Genomic DNA, 25468 nt, shown 5'->3' on the forward strand with positions numbered 1-25468 from the left:
GCTCGACATGAATTCGTTATTTATCGGACGACGTCGCCGGATGGATCGTGCGACCGACCGGATGTTTATCCATGCCGTGCTCGCCGGGCGATGCGACGCTCGTAGCAGTTGTGAAACATTCCGCACGCGCGGCATGTGCGCCGCGTGCGTCGAACGAACGCGACCCGGCCGCAGGGCGGTTGGTTTGATTATTGCTGTAGTGGTTGAGGCGTGACCAACAGACGTGACGCACGGCCCGGCGAGGAACGACTCATGACGTGATCGATCAGGTGCAACGGAACGCCGGTAGTACGACGATTCGCGTGGCGGAGACCGCGCGGACAGGACGGCGCGCTCGCCCCGCGACGTCGCTACGCGTTGATCGCGTGCGAGTCCGGGAGGCGCCGCCTGAATACATGCTTCGCGCCACGAGCAGGGTCATTCGGCGCGAGGTGGCTAAACGAGGACAACGATGAAAAAGATCTTGCTTGTGTTCGGGACTCGGCCGGAGGCCATCAAAATGGCGCCGCTGGTGCGCGCGCTGAAGGCGCAGACGGATGTCGACGTCAAGGTATGCGTGACCGCGCAGCATCGGGAAATGCTCGATCAGGTGCTGACGTTGTTCGACATCAAGCCCGACTACGATCTCGACCTGATGCGTCAAAGTCAGACGCTGACCGACGTGACGACCGGTATTCTTCAGGCGATCGGCGTGGTCTTCGACGAATTGCGTCCGGACGTCGTGCTGGTGCACGGCGATACGACGACCACACTTGCGGTCAGTCTCGCGGCGTTCTACCGCTACTTGCCGGTCGGGCACGTGGAGGCCGGTTTGCGCAGCGGGGACATCTGGTCGCCGTGGCCGGAGGAACTGAATCGCCGTGTGACCGACGCGGTATCGTCGTGGCATTTCGCGCCGACCGGGAAGGCGCGCGACAACCTGCTCAGCGAGGGCGTGCCGGGGGGCGCGGTCGTGCTGACCGGCAACACCGTGATCGATGCGTTGCACGAGGTCAAGCGCATGCTGGACCACAATGCCGAGCTGACGGAAAAGGTTGCCGCGAGTTTTCCGTTCCTCGAACCGTCGCGTCGCGTCGTGCTGATCACCGGCCATCGCCGCGAGAGCTTCGGCGAGCCGTTCCGGCATTTCTGCGAGGCGTTGCGCACGCTCGCGAACCGCTATCGCGATGCGCAGTTCGTCTATCCGCTGCATATGAATCCGAACGTGCGGGAGCCGGCGCGCGCGCTGCTCGGCGGCGCGCGGAACATTTACCTGATCGAGCCGCAGGAATATCTGTCGTTCGTATTCCTGATGTCGCGCGCACATTTCATCATCACCGATTCGGGCGGCATTCAGGAGGAAGGGCCGGCGCTGGGCAAGCCGGTGCTTGTCACGCGCGACACGACCGAGCGGCCCGAAGCGATCCAGGCCGGCACCGCGCGGCTCGTCGGCACCAATCAGGAGCGGATCGTCTGGGAGGCGTCGCGACTGTTCGACAACGAAAGGGCATACGAGGAAATGTCGCGCGCGAGCAATCCGTATGGCGACGGGCATGCGAGCGAGCGGATCGTTCACGCGCTGATGCGTACGCCGGGGGCAACCGCGAAGACGACGAGTTTTTCGATGGGCGCCGCGGAAATGCCGTATAACGCGCTCACGCTGGGGTTGCAGGCGTTGAGGTCGCGATGAACGTGATCGCGCGGTAGCGTCCGAACCGTTCGATGTGGTCGTGCGAAGGTCCGGTCCGGCCGGGAGGCCGGCCGGACCTTTGCATTTGCGCGATTTCGCGATCGACCATTTCCCGTTCGTCGGCCCGTTGATCGCATCGGGCGGCGTGCGGGAACGAGAAAGAATCGCCTTCCGCCACGCATCGAGACGCCGACACGCAAGCCACCGGCGACGTCACCGACAGGCATGACCAGTCGCAACATCCCTTTCCCGGCTGAACTTCCTCCCCGATTGCCTAAAACTCTCGAATCGCCTCGATCCGACGGCAAATTCGAAATGGTTCGATAATGCGATCGGCGATCCATGCGGACGAGCGGTTGACCGGGATGTCATCGAAAGGTTGCGAAGGCAACCGGACGACAGCCTCGTTTGCGGCATCGGCCCGATCGTGTCTGCAGGCGACACGATCCACGAAACGGCGCCACGCCTGCCTGGTTGTTCGGAATGTGCGCCGCGCCGTTCGAATCCCCACTCGATGCCTGTCCGACGCGGGTGTCGCAACCAGGAGGTGAACGATGATCATGCTGACCGTCAACGGTAGCGAACAGCATTTCGACGGCAATCCCGACATGCCGTTGCTGTGGTATCTGCGCGATGTCCTCGGCCACACCGGTACCAAGTTCGGCTGCGGCATGGCGCTGTGCGGCGCGTGCACCGTGCATCTCGACGGTGTCGCGATCCGTTCGTGCATCACACCCGTCGCGGCCGCTTCCGGCAAACGCGTGACGACGATCGAGGGATTGTCGACGGACCTGACGCATCCGCTGCAGCAGGCATGGCAGGAACTGAACGTCGCGCAATGCGGCTACTGCCAGTCCGGGCAGATCATGCAGGCCGCGTCGCTGCTGAAGACGAATCCGCATCCGAGCGACGCCGACATCGACGATGCGATGTCCGGCAACATCTGCCGCTGCGGCACCTATACGCGCATCCGCGCGGCGATCCGACTGGCCGTGCGCCGCGGAGGTGCCGCATGAGCGCACCCGAACTCTCCGTCCACAACGAAAGCCGCCGCGCGCTGCTGCTCGGCTTCGCCGCATCCGGCGGGCTGCTGCTCGCGTTCGGCGTGCCGTCGCTCGCGCGCGCGGCCGCGCCGGTGCAGCCGCCCGTCAGCGCGAATCCGCAATACGGCGGCGCCGGGATGCCGCACGGGTTGCGCGACGATCCGCACCTGTTCGTTGCGATCGCAACGGACGGCACCGTCACCGTGACCTGCATCCGCTCCGAGATGGGGCAGGGCGTGCGCACGAGCGTCGCGCTCGTGGTGGCCGACGAACTCGGCGCGGACTGGGCGCGCGTGAAGGTCGCGCAGGCTGTCGGCGACGAGCCTCGCTACGGCAACCAGAACACCGATGGCTCGCGCAGCCTGCGGCAGAGCTTCGCCGCGCTGCGCCGCGCGGGCGCGGCCGCGCGCACGATGCTCGAGCAGGCTGCCGCGATGGCGTGGGGCGTCGACGCGCGTCAGGTCAAGGTGACGGTGCACGAGGTCGTCGATACGAAGAGCGGACGCAAGCTCGGCTTCGGCGAGCTCGCGGCGAAAGCGGCCGCGCTGCCGGTGCCGGATCCCGCCACCGTGATGCTGAAGGCGCCGGCCGAATTCCGCTATATCGGCAAGGGCAAAACCGCCCTGATCGACGGACGCGACATCGTCGGCGGCCGTGCGCACTACGGGATCGACACGCGGCTCGACGGCATGCTGTATGCGGTCGTCGCGCGACCGCCGGCCTATGGCGACACGGTGGCGTCGTTCGACGCCTCGGCCGCGGAGAAGCTGCCGGGCATCGTCAAGGTCGTGCAGCTCGCGTCGACGGCGCTGCCGTCCGGCTTCCAGCCGCTCGGCGGCGTAGCCGTCGTCGCACGCGACACGTGGACGGCCATCCAGGCGCGTGCGCAATTGAAGATCGACTGGAAGCACGGACCCAACGCGAGCTACGACTCGGCCGCGTATCGCAAGACGCTCGAGGCGGCCGCCGCGCAGCCGGGCGACGTGATCCGCAACGACGGCGATGCGGCCGCGGCGCTCGCCGGCGCCGCGAAACGCGTGCGCGCGACGTACTACATCCCGCATCTCGCGCACGCGACGATGGAGCCGCCCGCGGCCGTCGCGCGGGTGGCGGACGGCCGCTGCGAAGTATGGACCTGCACGCAGGCGCCGCAGACCACGCGCGACGAGATCGCGAAGGCGCTCGGGCTGCCGACGGAGCACGTGACGGTCAACGTGACGCTGCTCGGCGGCGGTTTCGGCCGCAAGTCGAAACCGGACTACGTGGTGGAGGCGGCATTGCTGTCGAAGGCGGTCGGCGCGCCGGTCAAGCTGACGTTCACGCGCGAGGACGACATCGCGCACGACTATTTCCACGCGGTGTCGCTCGAAGCATTCGACGGCGGGATCGATGCGTCGGGGAACGTGGTCGCGTGGCAGCATCGCACGGTCGCGCCGTCGATCCAGTCGACGTTCAGGGCCGGCGTCGTGCACGAGCAGCCGGGCGAGCTCGCGCAAGGGATCGCGGATCTGCCGTTCGCGATTCCGAACGTGCGGATCGAGAATCCGGCCGCGCAAGCGCACACGCGGATCGGCTGGTTCCGCTCGGTCTACAACATTCCGCATGCGTTCGGAGTCCAGAGCTTCGTGTCGGAGCTCGCACACGCGGCCGGCCGCGACCCGAAGGATTTCCTGCTCGAGCTGATCGGGCCCGCACGGCGTTTCGAGCCGCACATCACGGTGAAGAACGTGAACTACGGCGAGGATCCCGCGCTGTATCCGGTCGACACCGGGCGGCTGCGGCGCGTGGTCGAGACGGTCGCGCGCGAAGCCGGCTGGGGACGCAAGCTGCCGAAGGGGCACGGGCTCGGGATAGCCGCGCATCGCAGCTTCGTGTCGTACACGGCCGCGGTGTGCGAGGTGCAGGTCGGTGCGGACGGCAAGATCTCGGTGCCGCGCGTCGACATCGCGATCGACTGCGGGCCGCAGGTCAATCCGGAGCGCGTGCGCTCGCAGCTCGAGGGGGCGGTGGTGATGGGGCTCGGCATTGCGCTGCACGGCGAGATCACGTTCAAGGACGGGCATCCTGAACAGAGCAACTTCAACGGCTTCCAGGTGCTGAGAATGAACGAGGCGCCGCGCGAAATCCGCGTGCATCTCGTCGCGCCGGACGACTTCGCGACGCCGCTCGGCGGCGTCGGCGAGCCGGGCCTGCCGCCCGTCGCGCCGGCGCTGACCAACGCGATTTTCGCGGCGACCGGCACGCGCATCCGCAGCCTGCCTGTCGCCGATCAGCTCGCGAAGCCGCAGGCTGGTTGACGCAATACCCGAGGCCGGGCCGCATCGTGCGGCCCGCATGCTCGATCCTTGAACGATCGGCTCATCCCGGGTACGCGGAGTCGCGCGCCTGTCGTTGTCGTTTGCGAACGGTCGTGCTAAATTTCTGCCAGCACTTGCAATCGCGGATCCATTCATTCGGCTGACAAGGCCGGCACCCGGGAGACGGCACGATGAGCCTGTTGATGTCGCGACGCGACCTCGCGTTCCTGTTGTACGACTGGCTCGATGCCGGAGCGCTCGTCGCGCTGCCTCGCCATGCGGAGCACAGCCGCGAGACCTTCGATGCGGTACTCGATACCAGCGAGCGGATCGCCGAGGATCTGTTCGCGCCGCACGCGGCGCGCGGCGACCGCGAGGAGCCGCATTTCGACGGCGAGCGCGTGACGCTGATCCCGGAAGTCGAACCGGCCGTGCGAGCGTTTGCGGACGCCGGGCTGATCGCCGCCGGCCACGACGAAGCGCTCGGCGGCATGCGGTTGCCGAAGCTGATCGAAGCCGCATCGTTCCTGTTCTTCCAGGCCGCGAACATCGCGACCGCCGCCTATCCGTTCCTGACCGTCGCGAACGCGAACCTGCTCGTCGCGCACGGTAGCGCCGCACAGATCGACGCGTTCGCGCGCCCGGAACTGGAAGGGCGTTTCCTCGGCACGATGTGCCTGTCGGAGCCGCAAGCCGGTTCGTCGCTGTCCGACATCGCGACGCGTGCGGATTTCGAACGTGATTCGCCGCTCGGCCCGCGCTACCGGCTGACCGGCAACAAGATGTGGATTTCCGGCGGCGAACACGAGCTGGCGGAGAACATCGTCCACCTCGTGCTCGCGAAGATTCCCGACGAGCACGGCCGCTTGCAGCCCGGCACGCGCGGCATCTCGCTGTTCATCGTGCCCAAGTACCTGCCGGGAACCGACGGCGGCGCAGCCGGCGAACGCAACGACGTCGTGCTCGCCGGCCTGAACCACAAGATGGGCTATCGCGGTACGACCAACTGCCTGCTGAATTTCGGCGAAGGCACGCGCTATCGTCCGCAAGGGCGCGCGGGCGCGATCGGCTATCTGGTCGGCGAGCCGAACCACGGCCTCGCGTATATGTTCCACATGATGAACGAGGCGCGCATCGGTGTCGGCGCGGGTGCGGTGGCGCTCGGCTACACGGGGTATCTGCACGCGCTCGACTACGCGCGCAACCGGCCGCAGGGGCGTCCGCTCGGGCCGGCCGGCAAGGATGCCGCGGCGCCGCAGGCGCCGATCGTCGCGCATCCGGACGTGCGGCGCATGCTGCTTGCGCAGAAGGCCTATGTCGAAGGCGGCCTGGCGCTGATCCTGTACTGCGCGAAGCTGGTCGACGAAGGGCGCGCGCATGAAGATGCGGCGGTGCGCGCCAATGCCGCGCGTCTGCTCGACATCCTGACGCCGATCGCGAAAAGCTGGCCGTCGCAGTGGTGCCTCGCCGCGAACGATCTCGCGATCCAGGTGCACGGCGGCTACGGCTACACGCGCGACTACGCGGTCGAGCGGCTCTATCGCGACAATCGCCTCAATCCGATTCACGAAGGCACGCACGGGATCCAGGCACTCGATCTGCTGGGCCGCAAGGTCGCGCAGGACGACGGCGCCTTGCTGCGCGCGCTGGACGCGCGGATCCGCGCGTCCGTCGAACACGCGCGGGCGCTGGATGCCGGCACACGTGAGCAGGCCGATGCGCTGGCGCAGCGCTGGGCGCGGCTGTGCGACGTCACTCGGCAGCTGGGCGCGATCGGCGATCCGCAGACGCGACTCGCGAATGCGAGCGTCTATCTCGAAGCGTTCGGCCATCTCGTCGTCGCTTGGCTGTGGCTCGACGTGACGCTCGCCGCGCACGGGCATGACGGCGATTTCCACGACGGCAAGCGTGCGGCGGCCCGATACTTTTTCCGCTGGGAATTGCCGAAGGTGGATGCGCAGTTCGATCTGCTGTCGAGCGTCGACACGACGACGCTCGACATGCACGACGCGTGGTTCTGAACGTTGTCGTGACGACATTCCGGAATGCTGAAGATGTAGCGGATGCCGGCCTGCCGGCCGCCGCGTATTCGTCGTGAACCGGCCGTGCGGGCGTATCCCGCAGACCGTACCGATGCCCGGCCACGCCGCGCAAGGAGAGAGGAGAGCATGAAAGCCCTGTTGTGTACCGCATTCGGCCCGATCGATCGCTTGCGCATCGAGGACGTCGCGATTCCCGAACCGGCTGCGGGCCAGGTCCGGATTCAGGTGAAGGCGGCGTCGCTCAATTTCCCCGATGCGCTGATCGTCCAGGGGCTGTATCAGGTGAAGCCGGCGCTGCCGTTCTCGCCGGGCGCCGAGTTTGCCGGCGTGATCGATGCAGTCGGCGAAGGCGTGAGCGCGTGGCGGCCCGGCGATTCGGTCGTCGCGTTCACCGGGCACGGCGGGTTCGCGCAACAGTGCGTGGCCGACGTGCACCAGATCGCCGCGCTGCCGCCGGGCATGACGTTCGAGCAGGGCGCGGCGCTCGTGCTCGCCTACGGCACGTCGCTGCACGCATTGCAGCAGCGCGCGTGCCTGCAACAAGGCGAGACGCTGCTCGTGCTGGGCGCGGCGGGCGGCGTCGGGCTCGCCGCGATCGAGATCGCGAAGGCGCTCGGCGCGCGCGTGATCGCGGCGGCGTCGAGTGCGGACAAGCTGGCGCTGTGCCGCGCGGCGGGCGCCGACGAGACGATCGACTATTCGACCGAAGACCTGCGCCGCCGCGTCGACGAGCTGACCGGCGGACGCGGCGCCGACGTCGTCTACGATCCGGTGGGCGGCGCATACAGCGAGGCGGCGCTGCGCGCGACCGCGTGGCACGGCCGGTTCCTCGTGGTCGGTTTCGCGGCCGGCGAGATCCCGAAGATCGCGCTGAACCTGGCGCTGCTCAAGGAGCGCGACATTCTCGGCGTGTTCTGGGGCGACGCGGTGCGCCGCAACCCCGCGCAGCATGTCGCGAACATGCACCTGCTTGCCGAATGGTTCGCGGCCGGCAAGGTGCGGCCCGCGATCACCGAGCGCGTGTCGCTGGCCGGCGCGGCCGACGCGATCGCGCGGATGGCGAACCGGCAGGTGAAGGGCAAGGTGGTGATCCTGCCGGACGCAGGCCCAAGCTGACAAAATCCTGACGAAGCAAATTGATATATTGTATCATCTGACGTTTTCGTCGTCGGCCGGCCGTGCCGGGCAACCTCGCCGGCGACGACACCAAACGAAGATCGATACGACGTGACGAAATCCAGAAACAACCTGGCGTGCGGGGGGCGGCACCATGCTGCGTCGCGCCGGAACACCGGCGCCTGGCGCGCACGCGCGGCGCGCGGCTGCACGACCCTGCTGGGTTGCGCGATGGCGACCTCCGGCGCATTGGCTGCCGAAGCGGTAGCCCCCGCACCGGACGACCGGCACGCGTTGCCGGCGATCAGCGTGACCGCGCGCCCGGCGCAGGCCGACCCGCTGACGCAGCCGCTCGAAACGGGTTCGCGGCTCGGGCTGGCAAGCCTCGATACGCCGGCGAGCGTCGAGACGGTCACGGCCGACACGATCGAAGCGCGCGGCGATCGCACGGTGCTCGATGCGGTTACGCGCACGGCGGGATTCTCGAGCGCGATGGCGCCCGGCAACGGCGGCACCGCGTTGAGCGTGCGCGGCTTCAGCGGACAGGAATCGGTGATGACGCTGCTCGACGGCGTGCGGCTGATGCCGGCCGCCGGCACGATCACGTTTCCGTTCGATACGTGGTCGGTCGAGCGCATCGAGGTGTTGCGCGGCCCGGCGTCGGTGCTGTACGGCGAAGGGGCGATCGGCGGCGTCGTGAACGTCGTGCCGAAGCGGCCGCAGCGCACGCGCGAGACGACGCTGCAGGTCGGCGTCGGCCCCGACGGCGCGAAGCGCGTCGCGTTCGATACGACGGGCGCGCTCGGCCCGCGGCTGTCGTACCGCTTCTACGCGAGCGATGCGCGTGCCAACGGTCTTGCCGAGCGGGCCGACACGCATACGACGGCGGTCGGCGGTGCGTTGAGATTCGACGTGAGCCCGCAACTCACGCTGACGCTCGACTACGACTACGGCCGCCAGATGCCTGCGACGTACTACGGCGTGCCCGCGCCGAACGGCGTGCTCGATCCGTCGCTGCGCAAGCTCAACTACAACGTCGGCGATGCGACGATCGCGTACTACGACCAGTGGACACGCCTGTCGGCCCGCTACCGGCCCACGGCCGGCGTGACGATCGACAACCAGCTTTACTACCTGACTTCGAACCGCCACTGGCGCAACGCCGAATCGTATGCGCTGGACCCTGCGACCGGGCTTGTGACGCGCGGCGACTATCTCGACATCGGTCACCATCAGCGGCAGATCGGCGACCGGCTGAGCGCGCGCTTCGACGGCACGCTGTTCGGCCGCGCGAACCGCTTCGTCGTCGGCACGGAGTTCAGCCAGATCACGTTCGACGGCATCAACAATTCGCCGTACGGCGGCGAATCGACGGTAGCGGCGCACGGCTTCGACCCCGGCGTGTTCGCGAGCCCCGACCCGACGGTGCCGCAGTTCGGCACGCGTGCGCGGCAGGCGGCGGTGTTCGCCGAGAACCGGCTCGAAGTGCTGCCGCGGCTCGCGTGGGTGAGCGGCCTGCGATACGACCACATCGCGTTCAGCCGCGAGCAGGCGGCGACCGGCGCGGGCTTCGACAAGCGTTTCGCGAACGTCGGCTGGCGCACGGGCTTCGTGTTGGAGGTCGCGCCGACACTCAGCGCGTATGCGCAGTACACGACCGGCGCGGAGGGCCTCGGCTCGCTCGTGACGCTGTCCGCGTCGCAGGCGAACTACCGGCTCGCGACCGGCGAACAGTGGGAAGCGGGCCTCAAGCAGACGCTGTTCGACGGCCGCGCATACTGGACGTTCGCCGTGTACGACATCACGAAGCGCAACCTGCTCAGCACCGATCCGGTCAATCCCGCGCTGCGCCACCAGGTCGGCCGGCAATCGTCGCGCGGCGTCGAGCTGACGGGCGGCGCGCGGTTGCCGCACGGCTGGACGATCGATGCGAACGTCGCGCTGCTGCATGCACGCTACGACGAATTCAACCAGGTAGCTGGCGGCGCGACGGTGTCACGGGCCGGCAACGTGCCGTCCAACGTGCCGCGGCAGACGGCGAACCTGTGGCTCGGCTGGGCGTTCGCCGAGTGCTGGCAGGCGAACGCGGGCGTGCGTCATGTCGGCGCGACGTACGGCGACGATGCGAACCGCCTGAAGGTGCCGTCGTACACGGTGTTCGATGCGTCGCTGCGGTGGCGGCCGACGTCGCGCACCGAGCTGGCGCTGTATCTGCGCAATCTCGCGAACCGCACGTACGCGGTGACGACGTCGAACGCCGGCGAGCAATGGCTGCTCGGTCCGTCGCGCTCGGCGGAGCTCGTCGCGACGATGCGCTTCTAGTGCGGCGCCGCGAGCCTTCAGTGGTGCACATGCTCGACATCGATCGCGTGAGCTGGTCTCCCGGCGGCGCGCTCGCCGTGCTCGATTCGGTGACGCTGAGCGTCGCCGCGGGAGAGTTCGTCGGGCTGGTCGGCCCGAACGGCAGCGGCAAGACGAGCCTGCTGCGCTGCGTGTTCCGTTACGCGCGGCCGGATGCGGGCGATGTTGCCCTCGATGCGCAGGATGTGTGGCGCATGCGGCCGCGCGCGGTCGCGCAACGGATCGCGGTGCTGCAGCAGGAGACGCCGGACGATTTCGGGCTGACGGTCGACGAACTGGTCGGCATGGGCCGCACGCCGCACAAGCGGCCGTTCGATGCGGAGTCGGCCGACGATCGCCGGATCGTCGAATCCGCGCTACACGACGTCGGCCTCGCCGAGCGCCGTGCGCAACGCTTCGCGTCGCTGTCGGGCGGCGAGAAGCAGCGTGCGTTGCTGGCCCGTGCGCTCGCGCAGCAACCGGAACTGCTGCTGCTCGACGAACCGACCAACCATCTCGACCTGCGTCACCAGCTCGAACTGCTCGCGCGCGTGCGGCGCCTCGGCATCGCGACGCTCGCGACGATTCACGACCTCAACCTCGCGGCCGCGTATTGCGACCGGCTCCATGTGCTCGCGCACGGCCGGGTCGTCGCGTCCGGCGCGCCGGACGACGTGCTGACCGAAGCGCTGCTGCGCGACGTGTTCGGCGTCGCCGCGCTCGTCGATCGGCATCCCGTCACGGGCCGGCCGCGTATCACGCCGCTTCATCCGGAATGACCGCCATGCCGTTACCTGCCTCGTCCTTCGTATCCCGCCGGCTGGTGGCCGCGGCCGTGCTCGGCTGCGCCGCCGTTCACGCGGGCGCGTATCCCGTCACCGTGCGCAGTTGCAACCGCGACGTGACGTTCGAGCGCGCACCGACCCGCGCGGTGAGCAACGACGTGAACCTGACCGAGATGATGCTCGTGCTCGGCCTGAAGGACCGGCTCGTCGGCTATACGGGCATCGCCGGCTGGAAGACGGGGACCGCGCGAGTGCGCGACGCATTGCGCGGCGTGCCCGAACTGGCGAGCCAGTATCCGTCGCTCGAGGTGCTGGCCGCCGCGCGCGCCGACTTCTATCTCGCGGGCTGGAACTACGGGATGCATGTCGGCGGCCCGGTGACGCCCGCGACGCTCGCGCCGTTCGGCATCCGCACGTATGAACTGACCGAATCGTGCTCGCATGTGATGAAGCAATCAGCCGCGTCGTTCGACGACGTGTTCCGGGACCTGAACAATCTCGGCCGGATCTTCGGCGTCGATGCGCGCGCCGCGCAGGTCGTCGCCGCGATGCGCGCACGTCTCGCGGCAGTGTCGCGCGCGATCGGGCGCCCGGAGCCGCTGCGCGCGTTCGTCTACGACAGCGGCACCGACAAGCCGATGACGGCGGGCGCGCTTGCGATGCCGACCGCGCTGCTGGCGGCGGCGGGCGCGCGCAACGTGATGGACGACGTGCCGCGCAGCTGGACGCAGGTGAACTGGGAGAGCGTGGTCGCACGCGATCCGCAGGTCATCGTGATCGTCGACTATTCGGCCGTGACGGCCGTGCAGAAGCAGCAGTTCCTGTCGAGCCAGCCGGCGCTCGCGCGCGTGGCCGCGATCCGCGACCGGCGCTTCGTCGTGATTCCGTACGATGCGGCGACGCCGGGACCCGAGAACGTAGTGGCCGTCGAGACGCTCGCGCGCGCGCTGTATCCGGCCGCGTTCGCCGGGCCGGCGCGATGAGCGCGGCCATGCAGGCGTCGCGGCCCGGCATGCGCGTGGTGCTGCCGGCGCTTGCCGTGCTGCTGATCGTGTCGATCGTCGTGTCGGCTGCGTTCGGTCCCGCGCCGATCGCGATGCCGGTCGCGGTGCGGATCGTCGCCACGCATATCGCGTCGGCGTTCGGCGCTGCCGGCGCGCTTGCGGCGGGCGTGGGCGACGACAGCATCGTGTGGCTGATCCGGATGCCGCGGGCGCTGCTGGCCGCGATTGTCGGCGCGACGCTGGCGGCGGTCGGTGTCGCGTTGCAGGCGGCGACCGCAAACCGCCTCGCCGATCCGCACCTGCTCGGCGTGAGCGCGGGCGCGATGCTCGGCGCCGTCGCGGTCACGGTGGTGACTGGCGCGGCGTTCGGCCCGTTCACGCTGTCGGCCGCCGCCTTCGCGGGCGCGCTTGCGGCGACCGCGTGCGTCGTCGCGCTTGCTTACCGGCGCGGCCGGCTCGAATCGGATCGCTTGCTGCTCGCGGGCGTATCGGTGTCGTTCATGATGGCCGCGTTCGGCAACCTGCTGCTGTATCTCGGCGACCAACGCGCCGCGTCGTCGGTGCTGTTCTGGATGCTCGGCGGGGTCGGGCTCGCGCGTTGGGATCTGCTGCCGGTGCCGGCCGTGTGCGCGGCGCTCGCCGGCGGTGTGATGTACGCCCGCCGGCGCGAACTGAATGCGCTGATGTCGGGCGATGTCGCGGCGGCCGCGCTCGGCGTGGCGAGCGCGCCGATGCGGCGCGAGGTGTTTGTCGTCGCATCGTTCGCGACGGGCGCGATGGTCGCGGTGAGCGGCGCGATCGGCTTCGTCGGGCTCGTGACGCCGCATCTGTGCCGTCGCGTGGTCGGCGCCGAGCACGGCAGGCTGCTGCCGGTCGCCGCGCTGACGGGCGCGATCCTGCTCGTGTGGGCCGATGTCGCGGCCCGTACGCTCGCGGCGCCGGAGGATTTACCGATCGGCATCGTGACCGCGCTGTTCGGCAGCCTGTTCTTCGTCGCGCTGCTGCGCCGACGCTGAGCGGCAGCGCACGCGCTGGCGGCACGCCGTCAGGCGAGGGCGGGGCGGTGCCCTGTCGTGCGCTTCAGCGCGGCGGTGTGGCTGTGCTCGTGCTGTCGCCGGGCGCGTCGGCGCGGGCGATGGTTCCCGCTACGTCGAAGAGACTGTCCGCCAGCGTTCGCGCGGGCAGCGTGATCACGAAGCGTGCGCCGCCAAGCGGCGAATCGTCGAGCCGGACGTTGCCGCCATGCACGAGCGCGACGCGCCGCACGATCGCAAGCCCGAGACCGAATCCGCCCGTCTGCCGGTCGCGGCTCGAATCGAGCCGCTGGAACGGTTCGAACACGCGCGCGCGCTCGACGGCCGGAATGCCGGGGCCGTCGTCGTCGACGCTCAGCACCAGCATGCCGGACGCGTCGCTCGTCGCGGACAGCCGTACCGTGTGCGACGCATAGCGCGCGCCGTTGCGGATCAGGTTCAGCAACGCACGCGCGACGAGCTTCGGATCGCATACGTAGGTGGCGGGCGCGCCGCACGTCGACACGTCGAGCGTGATCCCGCGATCGGCGATGTCGTTCGCGACGTTGCCGGCGACGCTGTCGATCAGCGCATCGACGACGACTTCCATCGGCGCGAGCTGGCTCGCGCCTTGTTCGAGCCGGCCGATCGTCAGCAGCTCGGTGACGAGCTCGTCGAGTTCGCGCACGTCGTGCCGCAGCGCATCGCGGCGTGCGCGCATGCGCCCCGTTTCGTCGGGCTCGGCGAGCAGCGCGAGCCCGAATTCGAGGCGTGCGAGCGGCGTCTTCAGTTCGTGCGAGATCGCGTGCATCATTTCGCGCTGCTGCGTGATCGACGCCTCGATCCGCTCGGCCATGTCGTTGAACTGCTGCGACAACGCGTAGACGTTCGAGCGGCCCGACAGCTTCATGCGCGTCGACAGATCGCCGGCGCCGAATGCATGCGCGGCCGCCTGGAGCTTGCGCAGGTCGCGCCAGTGATAGTAGGTCCACAGCGCGACGGCGAACAGCGCCGCGAGCGCGACGACCAGATACGCATATATCCTGATGTCGAGGTCGGCCGGCTCGATCGGGCGCGCGTGCAGCACCGAGCCGTCGGCGAGCGGCATGTAGTAGTTCTTGCGGTTGTAGCTGATTGCGATCCTGCCCGCTTCGAGGTCGCGCAGCGGCGCACCGCTCAGTTGGGTGCGGGCGTCGGCCATCGTCAGGAAGCCGAATCGTTCGTTGCCGTGCTGCGCGAGTTCGCGCAGGGCGAGCGCGCGCTGCGCGCCCGGATGACGTTCGAGGTAGTCGTTCAGCACGAACGCGTAGGTGGTCAGCGAATCGCGCTGCGCCTGAGCAACGCGCTCGGAGAAGATCCGGTCGAACGCGTATTGAATGAACACGATCGATGCCGCGCAGCACAGGATCACGATGAGGTACAGCTTGATCAGCGGGCGCAGCATTCACTCGTCCCACGCGGAAGGGCTGAACAGATAGCCGCGGCCCCAGATCGTCTTGATCCGGTGCGGCTCCGATGATGCGTCCTCGAAGCGGCGGCGCAGCTTCGAGATGCCCGAGTCGACCGAGCGGTCGAGCCCGTCGAACTCGATTCCGCGCAGCTGCTTCAGGATGTCGTCGCGGCTCAGCACCGTGCCGGCCGCACGCGCGAGGATCAGCAGCAGGTTGAATTCGGCGGTCTTCAGGTCGACGAGTTCGCCGCGCCACGTGACCGTGCGGTTCGGCGGCGAAATCGTCAGCTCGCCGAACACGAGCGCGTGCGCCGGCGCATTGGCCGGCGATTCCGGTGCGGCGGGCTGCGCGCGCCGCAGCAGCGCACGCGCACGGGCGACCAGCACGCGCGGCTCGATCGGCTTCGTCACGTAGTCGTCGGCGCCGAGTTCGAGGCCGGCGACCTGGTCGTAGACGTCGGCGCGCGCGGTGAGAATCAGCACCGGGACGTTGGTGAACGCGCGAATGCGCCGGCAGACTTCCATCCCGTCGAGATTCGGCAGCATCAGATCGAGTATCACGAGCGCGGGCCGGTGTTCGCGCACCGCGGCGACCGCGAGATCGCCGCGTCGCACGACCGTCACCGCGAATTCATAGCCGTCGAGATATTCGCGTACGAGCTGCGCGAGGCGGTCGTCGTCCTCGATCAGCAGCACACGGTATTTGAGCGGATTGTCGTTCATGGTCTCCCCGAAATGCTCGCGTCGTCTGGCACTCCGGCAGGCGGGCGCGGCGCGGCACTCGAATTCTATCCGCGTTGCGGCGGCCTGAGCCACCGCAAGACAATCGGGAACACTCGAACACAATTGGGCACAGATTCACCGCAGATTCCGGACAGTTCCGCCGCGCGGCCGCACCTAGACTTCGGGCTTCGTCATTCTTATCTCGATATTGTGCGTCCATTCCTCCACTTCTCCCGCTATTGCATGCCGCTTGCCGGCCTGACCCTGGCCGCCGTCGCCCACGCCGAAAACCAGTACGCGATATCGCTCGGCGGCGGCGTCGCGCCGCGCTACCAGGGCAGCAACCAGTATCGCGTCGTCGTCGGGCCGTCGTTTTCGGCGATGTTCGGCAACGGCTTTTTCATCGACACCGGTGCGGGGGCCGGCTATCGGCTGAACCTGCCGAACGGCGCGTTCGTGTCGGCGGCGGTGGGCTACGACGCGGGCCGCGCCGACGAAAACCGCTTCGGTCTGCCGGGCTCGGACCACCTGAAGGGAATGGGCCGTGTTCCGGGCTCGGTGCTGGTCGGCATGCGTGCGGGCGTGAAGCTGCTGGACGGCGGCGAACTGAGCGTCACGGTCGACGCGCCGGTCACGCATACGTCGCGCGGCCTGTCCGGGCACCTCGATCTCGCGGTGCCCGTGTTCAAGGCCGGGCGGCACGAGATCGTCGTGACGGGCAGCGTGCATGCGGGCACGGGACGGTATATGCAGACGTTCTACGGCGTGACCGATGCGCAGTCGATGACGAGCGGATTCAGACCCTACTCGACGAGCGGCGGCGTCGACAGCGCGACGATGTCGGTCGCTTGGAACTGGGACGTGTCGCGGCACTGGTCGGTGCACGCGACCGGCAGCTTCACGCGGCTGCTGGGGCGCTACGGCGACAGCCCGATCGTGCAGACGCGCAGCAACTATTCCGGAATGACCGGCGTGACGTACAAGTTCTGAGCGCGGCCGACGCCGATCCGCTGCGCGGTTCGATCGCGCACGCGCAGGCGAAGCAGGATTCGGCGTCGCGTCGTCATGGTCAATCGCGTGCGGTAACATGCTCGAGGCTTCGGCATCGAGCCGGGCCCGTGACGGCGCCGCTTCGGCAATGCAGGTTGCGCGCGCAACCGGTCACGGATGGAACAGGCCCGGTCGGCCGGAACGTCGCGCGTTCGCCGGCCGGGCATAACGGAGAAATCGATGAAGAAAGCGATCACGATGATGGTTGCGCTCGTTGCGGGCGCAACGTTTGCCGGATGTGCGGACATGAACACGAAGAACGCGAATGGCGGCGGCGCTTCGGCGAACGCCGGGCAGCCGGGCGTGTCGCGCGCATGCAAGGCAGACGCGGGGCCGGATGACGCGCTGATCGGCAAGAGCGAGGCCGAAGCGGCCGCATTGCTCGACGGCTGCCAGTGGCGCGTGCTCGAGCGTGACGGCAAGTCGTTGCCGGGCACGATGGATTATCGGGAAGATCGTCGCGATCTCGGCATTCGCGACGGAAAGGTGGTGTGGGTGCGGCGTGGGTGATCGACGCGGTCGGCGGGAGGCGCGTTCGCTGCCGGCATCGCTCACACTATCCGCGGGTGATTCTCGATGAACCACGGCACGGCGGAACGGCAACCGGCGGACCGCATGAGCGCCATCGAATGGCGGCCGACCATCAAGCGGCGATCGCCACCACCAGTGTGCAGCCGGCAGCGCGGGTGCGCTATTTCGAGATGTACCACAGCGCATCCGTGCTGACGCGCGCCGGCTGAGCGGCCGCAGCCGGCGCCTTGGTCGTTGGGGTCGGCGGCGGCGTATTCGACGTCACCGCAGTCGGCCACGTGGCGGCCGTATTCGGCATATTGGCCGTACTCGGCGTATTCGACGCCGTCGCCGTCGCGCCCGACGTCGACGGCGTGTTCAGATACCACAGCGCATCGGCCGACGCCGTACGCGTCGCCGGCGTATTCGCAGCCGCTTTCGATGCGGACTGCGCCGAAGTCGAAGCCCCGGGCCGCTGCGTCCCGGCCGCCTGTGCCGTCATCCCGGCCGCGCCGCGCTGCGCACGCGCCTCGAACGGCCCCAACTGGAAGATCAACGTTTGCGCGGGGCGCGTCAAGACGGCATACGGAAACTGCAGCTCCCACGACATCAGCACGCGGCCCGACGACGTTTCGGTGAAGATCGCCGGCACGTGCTTCATGTCGCTGAACTGCACGTAGATCCGCGCACCGTCGTCGAACACCTGGGTCGGCTTCGCCTGGTCCGCGCCCGTGACCGTCCATCCGAAGTTGTACGTACCGGCCGGACCGGCAGGTCCGCCTTGCGGAGGAGGCGGCGGCGGGGCCGGCGATACCGTGCGCGCTCGCGTGACCTGCGGCGCCGCGACGCTCAGGCTCGCGAACGGGTTGTACGCCTGTTGCTGTTGCGGCGGCGTAAAGGAGGGCGGAAGGATGGGCATGGGAGTATCCGGCGAATCCGGCATGGTCCGGATTGCATCATAGACCTTGCGCGCATACGCGAGGCGCTTGTCGGGCGACGCGGAGTTGTACGCGCCGATCGCGTTCCAGTTGGGGCCGAGCTGGCGGATGTTCTGCGACAGGATCCACGCGCCGACATACGCGTTCGTGCATGCATCGAACAGGCTCTCCCGCGTGATGCCTTCGCGCGCGAGCGTCGGCAGCCACGTGCTGTTGATCTGCATCAGGCCGATGTCGACCGTGCCGTTCGTATTCGTATTGACGGCGTTCGGATTCATCCCCGATTCGACCTGCGCGATGCCGCGCATCAGGGCGACGCTCACGTGCTGGAACGCGGCCGCGTCGTCGAGGCAATCGGCGCGCGCGACGCCGTGCAGCACGCACGACATCGCAATCGTCGAGGCGACTTTCAGCGTTTCGCGGCTGATCGAACGGGTTGTCTGACGCGGCATGGCAGGATGGGGCGGAATCCGGCCGCCCGGTGCAAGGAAATGACGAGAGACGCGAAGTGTGCCATAGCGCGCAGACAAATGGCTCGCGTCAAACTTTCCTTTGCATTTGCCCAGGCGCTCGCCCCGCCTTTTTATCGCGTCGGATCACCGGCCGCGACAAAGTTGGATCGGTAAAAATGGCCGCCTTTTAGGCGAATGCCGGTGCGGTGGCGATGCGCTGAATACTGACGCATCGCGTCAGTCATGCCGGGAAAACGGCGCTGAATCAAGCGGAATGGAAATCGCCCGGCAGTCGGTATCCGGGCCGGAAAGGGCGATGAAAAGACGACCGAAAGACAACGGCGGCCGAAGCCGCCGTGCGGGTGCATGCGGTTCCGGCCGGCCGCGCGGCGCGCAACCGGCCGCTTCGCATCAGAAGCGGTGACGCAGGCCGAGGTTGACCATCGTCTGCGAGCTCGTGCCCGCATAGCCGTACGAACCGATCGATGCCTGTGCGGCCATCGAGCCGCCGTTGCCGTCGCCGGTCTGGCCGCTCGCGTGCTGGTAGGCGGCGGTCAGGTAGACGTCGGTGCGCTTCGACAGGTTGTAGTCCGCGCCGGCCGATACCTGGTGATAGGTGGCCGACGTGTCGCCGCCCGAGCGCGTGTAGCTGTAGCCGACGCCGACGAGCAGCGCGTTCGTCGCCTGGTAGTTCACGAAGCCTTGCCCCGTGTTGTAGTGCTCGTTCGAGCCGAACACCGAGCTCGCGTCGCGGCGGTACTGCGCGTTGCTGTAGCCGAGGCCGAACGTGAACGGACCGGCGACGTACTGGCCGGCGATGCGCGCGATGCCGATCGAGTGCGCGCTTGCATAACCGTTGTTGATCGGGCCGTCGAACGTGCCGTCCGACGAGCTGGTCCAGCCGCTGCGCAGGCCGTTCGACGCGGGGCTGTTGGTCGCGTGGAAGTACCCGCCCGCGATGCTGAACGGGCCGTTGTTGTACGACACGGCGGCCGAATACGACTGCGCGGAGCCCGTGCTGCCGGCGATGCCGCCGAACGAGTACATCGCCGCGAACTGCAGGCCCGAATAGACGGCCGACGTGTACTTCACCGCGTTGTCGACGCGGAAGCTGTTGTCGTAGTTGTCGACGTCGCCCGGCGTCGCGAATACGCTGCCGAGGTAATTGTCGGCGGTGATGCCCTGCACGAGGTCGACGAGCGGATCGTACTGGCGGCCGAACGTGAGCGTGCCGTAGCGGTCGCTCGTCAGGCCGACGAACGCCTGGCGGCCGAACAGGCGGCTGCCCTGGCCCTGCCGGCCGTTGCTCGGGTCGAAGCCGTTCTCGAGCTGGAACAGCGCCTTCAGCCCGCCGCCGAGATCCTCGGTGCCTTTCACGCCCCAGCGGCTGCCGGCCAGGTTGCCCGCGCTGCTGTTGCCGAGCATCCACGCGTTGTCCTTGCCCTGCGCATGGTTCACGTAGGTGATCGACGTGTCGATCACGCCATACAGCGTGACGCTCGACTGCGCATGCGCGACGGGCATTGCCGCGAATGACGCGACGGAAATCAGAGAGAGGGTCGTGCGTTTCATTTCATCTCCTTGCGCATTGGCTCGTGTTCGTGATCCGGAATGGCAGGAGACTACAGATCCGGAATAAAACGGCAAAAATGAAATTCTCTTTTGTGGCCTGACGCAGACAGTGATGTACCCCGAAATTCACTATTGATGGATTTGAATTATTGACGATCGTGTATCAATTGGTTTTCATTTCGCGATTTATATATGGCGTTTTACATATCTCGTGATAATTTCCGGTGATTTTCGGGGGAATGGCGGCGGCCGGACTATTGTTATGGATCCGTCAAATAATTGTTTAATGAATTGAATTGGCCGGACTGTAATGAATGTGTTAATGGCGTGTCGCCTGCGGCCGGCGACGGCACCGCGGCTTCGCCATCCATCGCTGTCGCGTAGCCGCCGCGCACCGAAACCACGGTCGCAAGCTCGCTTTTGTATATAATAATCATTCTCATTTACAAAATTGCCGCCGCCTGCACACTCCGGAACCCGGCCATGTCCGCTGACAAGCTGTCTCTCCATCGAGAAATCGACGCCCTCTATGCCGGCCATCACGCGTGGCTGCGCGGCTGGCTGAGCCGGAAGCTCGGTTGCGCGCACCGCGCGGCCGACCTGGCGCACGACACGTTCATGCGCCTGCTCGTGCGCGACGAGCCGATCGGCGCCGACGAGCCGCGCGCGTTCCTGACGACGGTCGCACAACGCGTGCTGAGCAACCACTGGCGGCGCGAGCAGATCGAGCGCGCGTATCTCGACGTGCTCGCGCAGCGTCCGGAAGCGTATGCGCCGTCGCCGGAGGAGCGGGCCGTCGTGCTCGAGACGCTGCTGGAAATCGACCGGCTGCTCGACGGCCTGCCGCTCGCGGCGAAGCGCGCGTTCCTGCTCGCGCAGCTCGATGGCCTCACGCAGGCCGAGATCGCGCGCGAACTCGGCGTGTCGCTCGCGACGGTGAAGCGCCATCTCGTGAAGGCCGGCACGCAGTGCTTCTTCGCGATGGCGGCCTGACCGATGGCCGCCCCGGGAGCGCCGGCGGTGCCGCCGCATGTCGCGCGTCGTGCAGTCGAATGGTGGGTCGACCGGCAGACCGGCCGCACGGACGACGCATTCGAGGCCGCGCTCGCGCGCTGGCGTGCCGAGGATCCGGCGCACGACGCGGCATGGCGTCATATCGAAACGATGCAGCGCAGGTTCGGCAGGCTGGCGGCCGGGATCGATACGCAGGCCGCGCACGCGGCGTTGCTGCCGCCGCGTGCGGGTCGCCGCCGCGCGGCCGTGAAGGCGCTGGCCGTGCTGCTGTTTGCGGGTGGTGCCGCGTGGATGGCCGAGCCCGCGCGCCGTGCGGCGATCTGGCCGGCCGATCTGCGAACGGCGGTTGGCGAACGGCGCGCGGTGACGCTCGCGGACCGCACGGTCGTCGTGCTCGATACCGATACGGCGCTCGACGTGCGCTTCGACGACACCGTGCGTCGCCTGCGCCTGCTGCGCGGCACGATCATGGTGACGAGCGGCCACGACGATCGCGTGCCCGCACGGCCGCTCGTCGTCGCAACCGCGCAGGGCGAGCTGCGGCCGCTCGGCACGCGCTTCGCGGTACGGCAGCGCGACGGCGCGACGCGCATCGAGGTGTTCGCCGGGGCCGTGCGCGTGCAGCCGGTCGACGCGACGGCCGGCGCGCGCGTGATCGCGGCGGGAGAGGGTGCTGATTTCACGCGCGACGCCATCGGCGAGCCGGCGCCGCTCACTGCGTATGCGTCCGCGTGGACGGACGGCATGCTCGTCGCGTCGCGCATGCGGCTGGCCGACCTCGTCGCCGAGCTCGACCGCTATCGCCGCGGCAGCCTGCGCTGCGATGCGGCCGTGGCCGACCTGCTCGTGTCGGGCACCTATCCGCTCGACGATCCGGCGCGCGTGCTCGACACGCTGAAGGCGACGCTGCCGATCGACGTCGACTACCTGACGCGCTACTGGGCAACGGTCGTGCCGGCCCGATCGTGAGCGCTGCGAAAAAATTCTCCGCCGACCTGAGCTGTTTCTCGATGTTCGCGTGACATGGGTAATGAAAGCAGCACTGGCCCATCGTCCACCGACTCTCCGATCATGGTTTCCATCCGTCTCACGTATCGGCGCCGCCCGGCGCCCGCCCGTCATCTGCCGCGTGCATTGCGCCCGGCCGCGCCCGCCGCACCGGGCCGCTTCGCGCGCCGGCTGGCCGGCGCCGTCCTGCTGTCGGCGCTGCTGCCGCTGCCCGCGCTGGCCGACACCGACGCCGATGCGGCGCCTGCCGCGCAGCGCGCATCGCGTCGCGCGCTCGACATTCCAGCCGGCCCGCTCGAAGCGACGCTGAACCGGTTCGGGCGCGACGCGGGCATCCTGCTCGCGTTTCCGACCGAGCTGACGGCCGGCCTGACGAGTGGCGGCGTGCAGGGCCGGTTCGACGTCGACGGTGCGCTCGACCGCCTGCTGGCGGGTACGGGGCTCGTCGCGCTGCGCCAGCCGGGCGGCGGCTACACGCTGATGCGCGCGAACGGCTCGGTCGCGCAGCCTGCGGCGACCGGCGCGGCGGCCGCCGCCGAACTGCCGGCGATCACGGTGCGCACCCGCGCGCTGCGGGCCGAAAGCTATCGCGCGCCGAAGGAAGCGGGCGTGCTGCGTTCCGAGATTCCGCTGCTCGACACCGCGCAGGCGGTCAACATCGTGCCCGCACAGGTGCTGCGCGACCAGCGTCCGCGCAATCTCGACGACGCGCTCGGTAACGTGAGTGGCATCACGCAGGGCAACACGCTCGCGGGCACGCAGGACACGATCATGAAGCGCGGCTTCGGCGACAACCGCGACGGCTCGGTCATGCACAACGGCATGCCGATCGTGCAGGGGCGTTCGTTCAACGCAGCGGTCGACAGCGTCGAGGTGCTCAAGGGGCCGACGTCGCTGCTGTACGGGCTGATGGATCCGGGCGGCGTCGTCAACGTCGTCAGCAAGCAGCCGCAACTCACGCACTACAACGCGATCTCGCTCGGCGCGTCGACGTTCGGGCACGGCAAGAACGGCGGCAGCGCGACGTTCGACTCGACGGGGCCGGTCGGCGATTCGCGGCTCGCGTACCGGCTGATCGTCGACCAGTCGAACGAACAGTACTGGCGCAACTTCGGCGAATACCGGCAGACCTTCGTCGCACCGTCGCTCGCGTGGTACGGCCGCGATACGCAGGTCGTGGCGTCCTACGAGTACCGCAAGTTCCATTCGCCGTTCGATCGCGGCACCGCGCTCGACCCGCGCACCAATGCGCCGCTCGACATTCCCGCGCGGCGGCGGATCGACGAGCCGTTCAACAACATGGACGGCGAATCGCATCTCGCGCAACTGAGCATCGATCACCAGTTCAACGCGGACTGGAGCGCGCATCTCGGCTACAGCTACAACCGCGAGACCTACGACGCGAACCAGCTGCGCACGACCGGCGTCGATCCGGTGAAGGGCACGCTGTCGCGCAGCAACGACGCGACGCACGGTTCGCTCAGCACCGACAGCTACGGCATCGCTTACGTGAACGGCAAGGTGACGCTGGCGGGGATGCGCCACGACGTGCAACTCGGCGTCGACAGCGAGTACCGCCGCATCTATCGCAAGGACCTGCTGCGGCAGGCCGTGAAGGCGCCGTTCAGTTATATCGATCCGGTGTACGGGCTGCTGCCGCCGTCGAGCACCGTTTCCGCGAGCGACAGCGACCAGACCGACACGCTGCACGACACGTCGGTGTTCCTCCAGGACAGCATCCACCTGACCGACAAGTGGATCGTGTCGGGCGGGATCCGCTACATCACGTACAACCAGGTCGCGGGGCGCGGCCGGCCGTTCAAGGCCAACACCGACCTCAGCGGCTCGAAGTGGCTGCCGCGCGCGGGCGTCGTCTACAAGTGGACCGATTCGTTCTCGCTGTACGGCAGCTATTCGCAATCGCTGAAGCCGTCTTCGTCGATCGCGCCGATGGCATCGGGCTACGTGATCGACGGTGCGACGCCGCCCGAGGAGGCGACCGCGTGGGAGGTCGGCGGCAAGCTCGACCTGCCGGGCGGGATGACGGGCACGCTCGCGCTGTTCAACATCGACAAGAAGAACGTGCTCGTGTCGCAGTTCAACGACACGACGAAGCTGACCGACTGGCGCACGTCGGGCAAGGCGCGCTCGCGCGGCGTCGAGCTCGACCTGACGGGCAAGATCGGCGAACGCGTGAACGTGATCGCGAGCTACGCGTACATCGATGCGAAGACGGTCGAGGATCCGCTGTACGCGGGCAACCGGCTGTGGAACGTCGCGCGGCACACCGCGTCGCTCGCGGCCGTCTACGACGTCGGCACGCTGATCGGCGGCGACGACCTGCGCATCGGCGCGGCGGCCCGCTACGTCGGCGCGCGGCCCGGCGATTCGGCGAACAGCTTCACGCTGCCGTCGTACGTGCTTGCTGATGCGTTCGCGACGTACGACACGCGGATCGGCAAGCAGAAGCTGTCGTTTCAGCTCAACGTGAAGAACCTGTTCAACCGCACGTACTACCCGTCGAGCGCGAACCGCTACTTCGTCGCGATCGGCGATGCGCGACAGGTGTCGCTGCTGACCACGCTGCAGTTCTGACCAGGCAATCGCCGCGCGGCCGAAACGACGGCGCGCGGCTTCGGAGAAGATCCAGATGAACCGGAAGATGAAGACCGGCGCCGTGCGCGCCGTTGCCGCCGGCACGCGGCGCCGCGCATTGCGTACGATCGCGGGGTCGGTGCTTGCGCTGTGTGCGGGCCTGGGCGCTGGTGTACCGGCATCCGCGCTTGCAGCCGATGCACCGCCGGCCGTCACGCGCGTCGCGATGCTCGTGCAGTTGCGCGGCCCGAACCTGAAGGTCGACGAGCGCATCGGCCAGCATCTCGGCGAACGCGGCTACGCGGTGCGCCTGATCGACGAATCGGCGACGCCCGATGCGGCGCGCGATGCCGACCTGGTCGTGATCTCGTCGACGGTGTCGTCGAAGAACGTGCGGCCGGGTTGGCGCACGCTCGACAAGCCGCTCGTGACCTGGGAAAACGACCTGCTCGACGATCTCGCGATGACGGGCAAGCGTCACGACGTCGACTTCGGCGAAACGGGCAAGGAGCGCTACCTGTGGCTCGTCAACGCGCCGCATCCGGTTTCGGCCGGCTTGCCGGCCGGCGCGACGAACGTGTACGGCAAGCAGGCGCCGATGAGCTGGGGCAAGCCGGGGCTCGGTGCGATCACGATCGCGACCGTGTACGGCCAACCCGACAAGGCCACGATCTTCGCATACGAGAAGGGCGCGACGATGGACTACGAAGCGCTTGCGCCGGCGCGCCGCGTGATGTTCTTCCTCGACAACGACACGTTCACGAACCTGTCGCCGGCCGGGCTCGCGCTGTTCGACGCGGCCGTCGACTGGGCGGCCGGGCGGCGCTGATCCGCAACGGCGACGGCG

The 25468-nt window shown here is 68.2% G+C and carries 19 protein-coding genes; 15 read left to right on the top strand and 4 right to left on the bottom strand.

What is annotated here, in order from left to right; all coding sequences use genetic code 11:
* The first annotated feature begins 451 nt into the window (after positions 1-451).
* The 9 genes from wecB to AC3WLY_RS10655 all read left to right on the top strand — a co-directional run bounded on the left by wecB (position 452) and on the right by AC3WLY_RS10655 (position 13312).
* Positions 452-1669, top strand: coding sequence for a non-hydrolyzing UDP-N-acetylglucosamine 2-epimerase (wecB, locus tag AC3WLY_RS10615; protein ID WP_175963890.1), 1218 nt, complete (start codon positions 452-454; stop codon positions 1667-1669).
* Between the two features lie 554 nt (positions 1670-2223).
* Positions 2224-2685, top strand: a complete 462-nt coding sequence (locus tag AC3WLY_RS10620) for a (2Fe-2S)-binding protein (RefSeq protein WP_175963889.1) — start codon at positions 2224-2226, stop codon at positions 2683-2685.
* Positions 2682-5009 (top strand): xanthine dehydrogenase family protein molybdopterin-binding subunit, encoded by a 2328-nt coding sequence (locus tag AC3WLY_RS10625; protein ID WP_492309397.1) that lies wholly within the window; start codon positions 2682-2684, stop codon positions 5007-5009. Before AC3WLY_RS10620 ends, AC3WLY_RS10625 begins: the two co-directional genes overlap by 4 nt.
* 191 nt (positions 5010-5200) lie before the next feature.
* Complete coding sequence (locus AC3WLY_RS10630; RefSeq protein WP_492309398.1) at positions 5201-7030, top strand: acyl-CoA dehydrogenase; 1830 nt, start codon at positions 5201-5203, stop codon at positions 7028-7030.
* A 147-nt stretch (positions 7031-7177) separates the two neighbouring features.
* The gene (locus tag AC3WLY_RS10635; protein ID WP_425131509.1) at positions 7178-8167 is read left to right on the top strand and encodes an NADPH:quinone oxidoreductase family protein; all 990 of its coding nucleotides are present in this window, start codon (positions 7178-7180) and stop codon (positions 8165-8167) included.
* A gap of 231 nt (positions 8168-8398) precedes the next feature.
* Positions 8399-10489, top strand: a complete 2091-nt coding sequence (locus tag AC3WLY_RS10640; RefSeq protein ID WP_492309449.1) for a TonB-dependent receptor — start codon at positions 8399-8401, stop codon at positions 10487-10489.
* Positions 10490-10518: 29 nt separating this feature from the next.
* The gene (locus tag AC3WLY_RS10645) at positions 10519-11286 is read left to right on the top strand and encodes an ABC transporter ATP-binding protein (RefSeq protein WP_432207803.1); all 768 of its coding nucleotides are present in this window, start codon (positions 10519-10521) and stop codon (positions 11284-11286) included.
* Positions 11283-12275 carry an ABC transporter substrate-binding protein gene (locus AC3WLY_RS10650; RefSeq protein WP_492309399.1) on the top strand — a complete coding sequence of 331 codons (993 nt, stop codon included), beginning with the start codon at positions 11283-11285 and terminating at the stop codon, positions 12273-12275. The genes AC3WLY_RS10645 and AC3WLY_RS10650 overlap by 4 nt, the downstream gene beginning before the upstream one ends.
* A complete protein-coding gene (locus tag AC3WLY_RS10655) occupies positions 12272-13312 on the top strand; it encodes a FecCD family ABC transporter permease (RefSeq protein WP_492309400.1) in 1041 nt (346 codons plus the stop codon). The genes AC3WLY_RS10650 and AC3WLY_RS10655 overlap by 4 nt, the downstream gene beginning before the upstream one ends.
* A gap of 64 nt (positions 13313-13376) precedes the next feature.
* On the opposite strand, the gene AC3WLY_RS10660 is transcribed toward AC3WLY_RS10655, so the two are convergent.
* Positions 13377-14753, bottom strand: coding sequence for an ATP-binding protein (locus AC3WLY_RS10660; RefSeq protein ID WP_492309401.1), 1377 nt, complete (start codon positions 14751-14753; stop codon positions 13377-13379).
* Complete coding sequence (locus AC3WLY_RS10665) at positions 14754-15482, bottom strand: response regulator (RefSeq protein WP_175963881.1); 729 nt, start codon at positions 15480-15482, stop codon at positions 14754-14756.
* A gap of 243 nt (positions 15483-15725) precedes the next feature.
* Between AC3WLY_RS10665 and AC3WLY_RS10670 the strand changes: the two genes are divergently transcribed.
* A complete protein-coding gene (locus AC3WLY_RS10670) occupies positions 15726-16472 on the top strand; it encodes a MipA/OmpV family protein (protein ID WP_175963880.1) in 747 nt (248 codons plus the stop codon).
* 240 nt (positions 16473-16712) lie between these two features.
* Positions 16713-17042 (top strand): hypothetical protein, encoded by a 330-nt coding sequence (locus AC3WLY_RS10675; RefSeq protein WP_310134801.1) that lies wholly within the window; start codon positions 16713-16715, stop codon positions 17040-17042.
* Between the two features lie 181 nt (positions 17043-17223).
* Here AC3WLY_RS10675 and AC3WLY_RS10680 read toward each other — a convergent pair whose 3' ends face one another.
* Both AC3WLY_RS10680 and AC3WLY_RS10685 read right to left on the bottom strand, forming a co-directional pair.
* Positions 17224-18432 (bottom strand): transglycosylase SLT domain-containing protein, encoded by a 1209-nt coding sequence (locus tag AC3WLY_RS10680; RefSeq protein WP_492309402.1) that lies wholly within the window; start codon positions 18430-18432, stop codon positions 17224-17226.
* Between the two features lie 411 nt (positions 18433-18843).
* Positions 18844-20004 carry a porin gene (locus AC3WLY_RS10685; RefSeq protein WP_175963877.1) on the bottom strand — a complete coding sequence of 387 codons (1161 nt, stop codon included), beginning with the start codon at positions 20002-20004 and terminating at the stop codon, positions 18844-18846.
* Between the two features lie 483 nt (positions 20005-20487).
* Between AC3WLY_RS10685 and AC3WLY_RS10690 the strand changes: the two genes are divergently transcribed.
* The 4 genes from AC3WLY_RS10690 to AC3WLY_RS10705 are packed head-to-tail and all read left to right on the top strand — an operon-like array spanning position 20488 to position 25450.
* A complete protein-coding gene (locus tag AC3WLY_RS10690) occupies positions 20488-20997 on the top strand; it encodes a sigma-70 family RNA polymerase sigma factor (RefSeq protein WP_175963875.1) in 510 nt (169 codons plus the stop codon).
* Positions 20998-21000: 3 nt separating this feature from the next.
* Positions 21001-21987, top strand: coding sequence for a FecR domain-containing protein (locus tag AC3WLY_RS10695; protein WP_492309403.1), 987 nt, complete (start codon positions 21001-21003; stop codon positions 21985-21987).
* A gap of 54 nt (positions 21988-22041) precedes the next feature.
* Complete coding sequence (locus tag AC3WLY_RS10700) at positions 22042-24621, top strand: TonB-dependent siderophore receptor (RefSeq protein WP_492309404.1); 2580 nt, start codon at positions 22042-22044, stop codon at positions 24619-24621.
* 55 nt (positions 24622-24676) lie between these two features.
* Positions 24677-25450, top strand: coding sequence for a hypothetical protein (locus tag AC3WLY_RS10705; RefSeq protein WP_175963872.1), 774 nt, complete (start codon positions 24677-24679; stop codon positions 25448-25450).
* Positions 25451-25468: the final 18 nt, after the last annotated feature.

Source organism: Burkholderia sp. FW306-1C-G01B (assembly GCF_058781685.1).

Coding starts and splice junctions, on each gene's coding strand:
- wecB (WP_175963890.1), top strand. CDS start 452: ATGAAAAAGATCTTGCTTGTGTTCGGGACTCGGCCGGAGGCCATCAAA.
- AC3WLY_RS10620 (WP_175963889.1), top strand. CDS start 2,224: ATGATCATGCTGACCGTCAACGGTAGCGAACAGCATTTCGACGGCAAT.
- AC3WLY_RS10625 (WP_492309397.1), top strand. CDS start 2,682: ATGAGCGCACCCGAACTCTCCGTCCACAACGAAAGCCGCCGCGCGCTG.
- AC3WLY_RS10630 (WP_492309398.1), top strand. CDS start 5,201: ATGAGCCTGTTGATGTCGCGACGCGACCTCGCGTTCCTGTTGTACGAC.
- AC3WLY_RS10635 (WP_425131509.1), top strand. CDS start 7,178: ATGAAAGCCCTGTTGTGTACCGCATTCGGCCCGATCGATCGCTTGCGC.
- AC3WLY_RS10640 (WP_492309449.1), top strand. CDS start 8,399: ATGGCGACCTCCGGCGCATTGGCTGCCGAAGCGGTAGCCCCCGCACCG.
- AC3WLY_RS10645 (WP_432207803.1), top strand. CDS start 10,519: ATGCTCGACATCGATCGCGTGAGCTGGTCTCCCGGCGGCGCGCTCGCC.
- AC3WLY_RS10650 (WP_492309399.1), top strand. CDS start 11,283: ATGACCGCCATGCCGTTACCTGCCTCGTCCTTCGTATCCCGCCGGCTG.
- AC3WLY_RS10655 (WP_492309400.1), top strand. CDS start 12,272: ATGAGCGCGGCCATGCAGGCGTCGCGGCCCGGCATGCGCGTGGTGCTG.
- AC3WLY_RS10660 (WP_492309401.1), bottom strand. CDS start 14,753: ATGCTGCGCCCGCTGATCAAGCTGTACCTCATCGTGATCCTGTGCTGC.
- AC3WLY_RS10665 (WP_175963881.1), bottom strand. CDS start 15,482: ATGAACGACAATCCGCTCAAATACCGTGTGCTGCTGATCGAGGACGAC.
- AC3WLY_RS10670 (WP_175963880.1), top strand. CDS start 15,726: ATGCCGCTTGCCGGCCTGACCCTGGCCGCCGTCGCCCACGCCGAAAAC.
- AC3WLY_RS10675 (WP_310134801.1), top strand. CDS start 16,713: ATGAAGAAAGCGATCACGATGATGGTTGCGCTCGTTGCGGGCGCAACG.
- AC3WLY_RS10680 (WP_492309402.1), bottom strand. CDS start 18,432: ATGCCGCGTCAGACAACCCGTTCGATCAGCCGCGAAACGCTGAAAGTC.
- AC3WLY_RS10685 (WP_175963877.1), bottom strand. CDS start 20,004: ATGAAACGCACGACCCTCTCTCTGATTTCCGTCGCGTCATTCGCGGCA.
- AC3WLY_RS10690 (WP_175963875.1), top strand. CDS start 20,488: ATGTCCGCTGACAAGCTGTCTCTCCATCGAGAAATCGACGCCCTCTAT.
- AC3WLY_RS10695 (WP_492309403.1), top strand. CDS start 21,001: ATGGCCGCCCCGGGAGCGCCGGCGGTGCCGCCGCATGTCGCGCGTCGT.
- AC3WLY_RS10700 (WP_492309404.1), top strand. CDS start 22,042: ATGGGTAATGAAAGCAGCACTGGCCCATCGTCCACCGACTCTCCGATC.
- AC3WLY_RS10705 (WP_175963872.1), top strand. CDS start 24,677: ATGAACCGGAAGATGAAGACCGGCGCCGTGCGCGCCGTTGCCGCCGGC.